Here is a 7,143-nt window from a genome sequence, read left to right as displayed (position 1 = left end):
ATGCGCACGCTCGTCCCGCGTCCCGGCTCGCTGTAGAGCTGGATGTGCCCGCCGGATTGCTTGACGAAGCCATAGACCATGCTGAGTCCGAGGCCGGTGCCGGCGCCGACGGGCTTGGTGGTGAAGAACGGCTCGAACGCCTTCCGCCGAACCTCCTCCGGCATGCCCATTCCCGTGTCGGTGACCGTGAGCAGGACGTACCGCCCGGTGCGCACCTCCGGGTACATCTGGGCGTAGTCGGCGTCGAGGCGGACCTGGGAGATGTCGATCGCCAGCTGCCCGCCGCGAGGCATCGCGTCCCGGGCGTTGATGGCGAGGTTGAGAACGGCGTTCTGCAGCTGCGCGCCGTCGACGATGGACAGGTGGGTTTCCGCGGGGACGGTGATGCGGAGCTCGATCGCCTCGCCCAGAGTCCGGCGCAGCAACTCGGAATAGCCGCCGACGTGGCGGCCGACGTCGGTCGGCTTCGGGTTGAGCGGCTGGCGCCGGGCGAAGGCGAGCAGCTGGGCCGCGAGCTTGGCGCCGTCCTGAGCCGCGCCATGGGCCTCGTGGGCAAGCTCCTGCTGACCGGGATCGGAGAGCATCGGCGTGAGCAGCTCGAGATTGCCGATGATCGCGGTCAGGATGTTGTTGAAGTCGTGCGCGACCCCGCCGGTGAGCTGGCCGACCGCCTCCATCTTCTGCGACTGGCGCAGTTCCTGCTCCATCTTCTGCCGGCTGGAAAGGTCGCGGACGAAGCCGGTGAAGATGCGCCTTCCGTTGGCGCGCGCCTCGCCGACCGAGAGCTCGACCGGCAGGATCGTCCCGTCCTTGGTGACCGCCTGGACCAAGCGTCCGTAGCCGATGATCCTGGCCTCGCCGGTGCGGAGGTAATTGGAAATGTAGGCGTCATGCTCCGCCCGATAGGGCTCGGGCATGAGAAACTTGATGTTGCGGCCGATCACCTCTTGGGCGCAGTAGCCGAACAGCGCCGAGGCCCCGGCGCTGAAGGATGCGATACGGCCCTGCTCGTCGATGACGATCATCGCCTCGGGAACGGTCGCGAGGATCGACGTGAGATGCGCCTCGCGCTCGGCCAGATCCGCCTGGGCCCGCTTGATCCGCGTGATGTCGTGGTTGTTCTGCAGCACCGCGGTCGTGACGCCGTCCGCGGATCGCCGCGTCATCCACAGGCTGTGGATCGAGAGCCTCGATCCGTCCCTGGCGCGATGGTCGATCTCGCCTTGCCAGGCGCCACGCTCGGCGAGCGTGGCCACGATTTCGGCGCGCGGGACCGGATAGCGCGTGTCGAGCAAGTCGTGGACCCGCTGCCCGACCGCGTTCGGACGCGTATAGCCGTAAAGGCGCTCGCAGCCCGATGTCCAGTGCAGGATCCTGCCATCGACATCGTGGATGATCACAACCGCGGCGTCGAGAACGTCGGCGAGAGAGGTGAACTCGGCGCTCATGGCCGCCGCCCTCGGCAGGGAATCGTCCTCAACTTCAATGCTCGCATTTCACGTGCGCTTAATGGCCACGTTCGCCCCCGACGTTTCGCCCTCGTGGCATGAAATCACGGTCGCGCGCGCTTGTCACGCCTTGCCGCGTCGGCGGCTGGCGCTCAACGTCCCCGCAGCATATGCGTCTGCAGGCTCTCGTCGATGTGGAACAGGTCCGGGTCGGGTCTCGTCGTCAGATCGAGGTTGAACAGCGTCACGACCGTTTGGTAGCCCTGGGCGTCGATCACCGTCCATTGTTTCAGCGCGAAGGTGGCGGGATCGAAGATGAGCTCGAGATGCGCGGTTCCGCCGAGCGTCGCCTTGTCCTCGACCTCGATCGTCACCGCCTTCTCGTCCTGCGCGACGCTGAGCACCTGCGTGTCGCGGGCAAGGTCGATATGGTCGCTGAGCAGGAATTTCAGCGGCGTCTGGGCGATGAAATACTCGTCCTGGGTGTTGAGCTTGTGATCGATGACGGCGACGCTGCGCCCGTCGGCGACGATCTCGAACCGCGCCGGATCGGCGTATTTGAACGACATTTTGCCCGGACGCTCGACCGTTAGCTGTCCCTCCGAACGCTTGCCGTTGGGGCCGATCTGGACGAAGTCGGCGTTCAGCACTCGCGCCGCGTCCAGCCAGGCGTTGGCGCGCGCCACCGCCTCGGCGGCCGACAGGTTGGCGACCGGACCGCTCTTCGGGGCCTTGGCGAGCTTGGCCGGCTTCTGCGGGGCGAAAGGCGCGTCCTGAGCGGCCGCGCCCGCGGAGATGAGAGCCGTCAAGCCGAGCGCTATCCACCGCAATCGTTTCCCCATTCGCTCTGTCCTTTCGGGTCCCGTCCCGTCGCGGCCGAACCGGCCCCAAGGCAGCGCCTCATCGCACGGGCGCGGCTGGGAAGCCTGTGGCGAGGCGCTGTGGCCTGAATGTGACGCCGGGACGGCGGCGCGTCGGTCATTTCACGAAAGCAAGCGCCGCGTCGACTGCCGCGCCGAGGCGCTCGACGATCGTCTCGACATGCCCCTCTTCCACGATGAAGGGCGGGGCGAGGAGGACATGGTCGCCCCGCACGCCGTCGATCGTCCCGCCCATCGGATAGACCATCAATCCGCGCGCCATCGCCTCGCGCTTGATCTGGGCGTTCAGCTTCAGTCCCGGGTCGCACGGCGCCTTGGTTGCGCGGTCGGCGACGAACTCGAGGGCGCGGAACAGCCCGCGGCCGCGAATGTCGCCCACATGCGGGTTCTGCCCGAAGCGATCGGTGAGGCGCCGATGGAGCAGGTCGCCCATTGCGACGACGTTCGCGAGCAGGTTGTCGCGCGCCACAACCTCCTGCACCGCCAGAGCCGCCGCCGCGGCCATTGGGTGGCCCATGTAGGTATGACCGTGCTCGAACGCGCCCGAGCCGCCCGCGAAGGCGTCGAAGATGGGCTGCGTCAGCAGCACGGCGCCGATCGGCTGATATCCGCCGCCGAGACCCTTGGCGATGGTCATCAGGTCGGGCGCGACCCCTTCCTGCGCGCAGGCGTGAAGCGTTCCGGTGCGCCCCATGCCGCACATGACCTCGTCGAGGATGAGCAGCACGCCGTAGCGGTCGCAGATCGCGCGGACGCGTCGAAAGTAGTCGGCAACCGGCGGGACAGCGCCGAGCGTCGCTCCGACTACGGTCTCGGCGATGAAGGCGATGACGGTTTCGGGTCCAAGCGCGATGAGCTTGTCCTCCAAAGCCTGCGCGGCGCGCGCGGCGTAATCCTCGTCACTCTCGTCTTCCCGACCTGCTGCCGTTCCTCGCCCCCGACGCGCCGCGCTTCGCGCAATGGAGCGTCTGCGCCTTCGGCTGCCGGGAGGCGGCTTGAGTGACCGCGGGCGCCCTGCTCGGCGGTCACGCGCGCGTCGGCTTCGAGAACAATTTCTGGCTGCCGGACGGCGAGCGCGCCGCAACCAACGCCGAGCTTGTCGCGGCCGTCGCCCGCGCGCCCGCCGACCTCGGGCTTGAGGCCGAGAGCGCGGACGCCTTGCGTGCGGAGGCCTCCGCGCTGATGTGTTGAGGGGAGGCCAACCGGCGAGCGCCAGTCCAGTGCATAGGACGCTGCGCCGAAACCTCTCGCATCGGCGCGGCCAAACAATAAAGACCGCCTCCCCGCGGTTTTTCAAGACTCCGGTCGCCGTGTGAGGCTTATGCGCGAGCCAGCCCGGCGTGATGCCGCGGCCCCCTGTCCCCATCGCAGCGTCGCGATGCTGTCACCAAATTGTCGAATGGACACATCCTCGGCGCCCGTGGCCGAATTGATGCTACGACGGCGCCGTCGCCGCGCGAGCGGCGCTGAGCGCTCTACGAGGAGTTCCCCGTGATTGTCGTCCACGCCATCGCCAAGCCGGCCGCCGCGGAGGACGCAGCCGGCGTCACGTCGGTCCTGTGCCGGCAACTCGGGCCGGCCGAGCCGATCCCGCAGGGCGCGGTTTGGATCGATCTCGTCCGGCCGACGGTCGAGGAGGACCAGAAAGTCCAGAACTTCGTTGGCGTGCCCGTGCCGACCAAGGCTGATCCCGATTACACGGAACCCCCGGAGGCTCACTATTCGGAGAACGGCGTCCGCTACCTGCACGCCTTCTTCATCAGCGAACCTGAGGAAACGCCCGACATCAATGGCGTCACGTTCGTCGTCGCGCCGACCGCGCTGGTCACCGTGCGCTACGATCCGGTCGAGTCGTTCGACCTGTTCTCGCAAAAGCTCTGCAAAGCCGCGGCGGGCCAGGCGCTCTACCCCGATTGGATCGCCGTCGGCCTCGTCAACACCGCCCTCAACCGGTCCGCCAGAGCGCTGAGCAAAGCAGGCGAAAGCCTCGACAAGATCGCCAGCGCCGTCTTTCGCGCCAAGGGTGACCAAAGCGGACGCAACAAGATCTATTCCGATACGCTATCGGCGCTCGGACGCGAGGACGAGAAGATTTCGAACCTGCGAGAGAGCATGGTTTCGATCGAGCGCCTTCTGCTCTTCCTGTTGGGGGAGGGGGGCGTCGAGAAGGCGCCCAAACCCGTGCGCGAGGCCACGAAGACCGCTCCGCGACCTCCAGTCTCTCGAAGAGGACGCGAGCTTCAAGGCGCAAAAGGTGCAGTTTCTTCTCGACGCGACGCTCGGCCTCATCAACCTCGCCCAGAACGACATCATCAAGCTGTTCTCGGTGCTCGCGGTCATCTTCATGCCGCCGACGGTGATCGCGTCGATCTACGGCATGAACTTCAAGGAGATGCCGGAGCTCGAGTGGCATTTCGGCTATCCGCTGGCGATCGTCCTCATGGTCTGCGCCGCGGTGCTGCCCTACGTGTTCTTCCGCTGGAAGAAGTGGCTGTGAGGCGCTACCTTCGCCGACGACTATCGCGAGCTGACGCCGCGTACGGGATTCTCAAGGGCGTGGTGGACTCGAAGTCGTTCCGCAAGGGGACCTCGGGCGCCGAGATCGTCGACGTTCTGACGCCCGCGCCGGGCGACATCGTCATCGAGGGCAAGCGCGCACTGTGCGGCTTCGCCTCGACCAACCTCGATTTCATCCTGAGAAGCAAAGGGGTCAAGACCGTCGCGCTCGGCGGCTTCTTGACCAACGGCTGCGTCGAATCGACCATGCGCACCGCCTACGAGAGGGGCTACGAGGTCGTGACGCTGAAGGACTGCACCGCCGCGCTCAGCGAAGAGGAGCAGCGCGCCGCGGTCGAGAAGAACTATCCGATGTTCTCGAAGCCGATGGCGCACGGCGAGTTCCTGTCGAGCCTGAAAGGCGAGGCGGCGGCCGCGGACTCTTCGCGCGGCTACGAGGCGGCCTGAGGCGGAGCGGACGCTCGCCCGTCTGTCGGGCGTTCGCCAGCCATCGATGGATGGCGATTCCGGGCGCGGATTCCATCTTTTCAAGGTGTTGCCGTCGGTTTTCCGGGCAGCCGACAACAGCGAGGCCGTCGACCATGAAGCGCGGCGCTGTTAGGGCCGGGTCGGTGAGCCGGCCGCGGCGCGGTCCATAGGGCGTCCGCCAGGACGCCCGTCTTTCGACGGGCTACGGATCGCGCGCACCAACACGTGTCCCGCTGGCGGGGACGCCAGTTGCGACGATCACGGCCCATGACAGGACCCCAAGCGCTGAGGTCGCGCATCCCAAGCCAAGGGGCGCCGACCCCAAATCCATGCCAACTCCCTGCAAGGCCTTACCCATTGCCGAATTGAGCGTTTTCAACCGGTTGCGCCCGCTCAAGGCGCTCCACGCGTCAGACAGCGTTCGACCGCCCTTCGGGCGCACGCAACGCCCAAGCGCCGCATTGTCCGTCATCGCGAGCGAACCCCAGATGGCGTACGGGAGGTGGCGATCCAGGGGGCGTCAGGCGCTTGCGGCTCCTGGATCGCGCCGTCGCCGCCATCGCGCCTCGCGACGACCGCCTGGTCGGGAGGCATGAGCGGGCGTAACGGTTCGGGCGGGCGCTCGATCGGATGCGCCGCAATTCCCGAGCCGGTTTTGAGCCTTTTCAAGGCGTTGCGCCGGATTTTCCGGGCGCCCGCAACGGCCAACGCTGTCATGCCCGTGAATGCGGGCATCCAGGGCGGCAGGGCGGTGGACGCGGCAATCTTGCGCATAAGAAACGAGGGTCCGCGGCTCGGGATTCCCGCTTTTCGCGGGAATGACAGGACAGGGTCCGCCTTGCCATTCCCGAGCCGGTTTCGAGCTTTTTCAAAGTGTTGCACCGGATTTTCCGGGCGGCCCGAACTCCCAACGCTGTCATGCCCGCGAACGCGGGTATCCACGGCGACACGACGGTGAACGCGGCGATCTTGCGCATGGGACACGGGGGCTCGCGCTGTGGCTCTGGATCCCCGCTTTCGCGGGGATGACAGGACAGAGTCCTGAGCTTGTCGCAGGATGATCCAGGGGGCGGGACCGTACGCGCGCGCTCAAACGTCCGTCGACAGGCTCACACGACAAGGAAGCGGCCCTGAGGGCCGTCGCGCGTTATCACTTTTCAAATAGCGGTCGATCGCGCCTTGGAGGGTCGTCGCATGAGAGCACGGCAGAAGCGGACCCCTGACTTCGATCATTCGCGAAGGTATAGCATATTCTAATTTTCCGCAATGATTTGTTGAGCCGCCGCTCGCGGGTCCTATCCATCAAGACCCGATGCTTGGATCTCGACGCCCAGGATCGGCCCCGATGGCGCACACGACGTCTTGAATCGACGTATTGCGGACGTAGCAGACCGCGACCGTGGACGCCTCAATTGAGCGAGGAAGCAGACCTACAGGGGTCGCCGGGGAAGGCGCGCAGTCCGCCCTAAGCGGGCGTCAGTCGAGAGGCGCTGGCAGGCCATCGCGAAGGGCAAGAAGCAGACCTGCCTATCAAGGCGGTGACGATTGAGGTCGAGAACAAGGCTGCGCTCGGCGGAAGCCCATCCAGGTAATCGCCATTCCTTCTTCAACTTTCACACCGCGTCCTCAAATTAGCGGTCCCGCTCGCCAGCGTATCCGTCAATCTTCATCTCTCCGGACCGGAGGAATCCAAGGAAATCTATTCCCCTGTATACGCAAGTGTGGTAAATGCTTAATAATATTAGTTAATCGCGTATGCCCCGTTCAGTTGTTGGCCCCTCGATCACGGCACGCAAATCGGCGAACGACTTGATTGCATGTTCTGCATT

Annotated in this window: 5 protein-coding genes and 2 pseudogenes; 4 read left to right on the top strand and 3 right to left on the bottom strand. The window is 65.9% G+C overall.

Translation table 11 applies throughout. The features are described 5' to 3' along the window. The 3 genes and pseudogenes from ACLP25_RS09330 to ACLP25_RS09320 form a co-directional block, all read right to left on the bottom strand. Positions 1-1,448: PAS domain S-box protein (locus ACLP25_RS09330; RefSeq protein ID WP_442468922.1), on the bottom strand; the 1,448-nt coding region annotated here is incomplete at its 3' end. A gap of 152 nt (positions 1,449-1,600) precedes the next feature. Further along, positions 1,601-2,290, bottom strand: a complete 690-nt coding sequence (locus ACLP25_RS09325; RefSeq protein WP_442468921.1) for a LolA family protein — start codon at positions 2,288-2,290, stop codon at positions 1,601-1,603. Between the two features lie 136 nt (positions 2,291-2,426). Continuing rightward, a pseudogene (locus ACLP25_RS09320) lies at positions 2,427-3,236 on the bottom strand (aminotransferase class III-fold pyridoxal phosphate-dependent enzyme); the annotation flags it as partial. A gap of 92 nt (positions 3,237-3,328) precedes the next feature. Here ACLP25_RS09320 and ACLP25_RS09315 point away from each other — a divergent pair. The 4 genes and pseudogenes from ACLP25_RS09315 to ACLP25_RS09300 all read left to right on the top strand — a co-directional run bounded on the left by ACLP25_RS09315 (position 3,329) and on the right by ACLP25_RS09300 (position 5,293). Continuing rightward, positions 3,329-3,520 (top strand): 3-keto-5-aminohexanoate cleavage protein, encoded by a 192-nt coding sequence (locus ACLP25_RS09315; RefSeq protein ID WP_442468920.1) that lies wholly within the window; start codon positions 3,329-3,331, stop codon positions 3,518-3,520. Positions 3,521-3,820: 300 nt separating this feature from the next. Beyond that, a pseudogene (locus tag ACLP25_RS09310) lies at positions 3,821-4,321 on the top strand (CorA family divalent cation transporter); the annotation flags it as partial. Positions 4,322-4,583: 262 nt separating this feature from the next. Next, positions 4,584-4,826, top strand: a complete 243-nt coding sequence (locus tag ACLP25_RS09305; protein ID WP_442468924.1) for a CorA family divalent cation transporter — start codon at positions 4,584-4,586, stop codon at positions 4,824-4,826. Next, complete coding sequence (locus tag ACLP25_RS09300) at positions 4,823-5,293, top strand: cysteine hydrolase family protein (protein ID WP_442468923.1); 471 nt, start codon at positions 4,823-4,825, stop codon at positions 5,291-5,293. Before ACLP25_RS09305 ends, ACLP25_RS09300 begins: the two co-directional genes overlap by 4 nt. Positions 5,294-7,143 lie beyond the last annotated feature (1,850 nt).

It is taken from the genome of Roseiarcus sp., from assembly GCF_052145395.1.
GTDB lineage: Bacteria > Pseudomonadota > Alphaproteobacteria > Rhizobiales > Beijerinckiaceae > Roseiarcus.
Note: the sequence above shows the minus strand (reverse complement) of the source record. Positions and strands in the feature narration are given on the sequence as shown.

What these genes read in the sequence shown, in the direction of transcription:
- ACLP25_RS09325 (WP_442468921.1), bottom strand. Translation starts at nt 2,290, where the DNA reads ATGGGGAAACGATTGCGGTGGATAGCGCTCGGCTTGACGGCTCTCATC.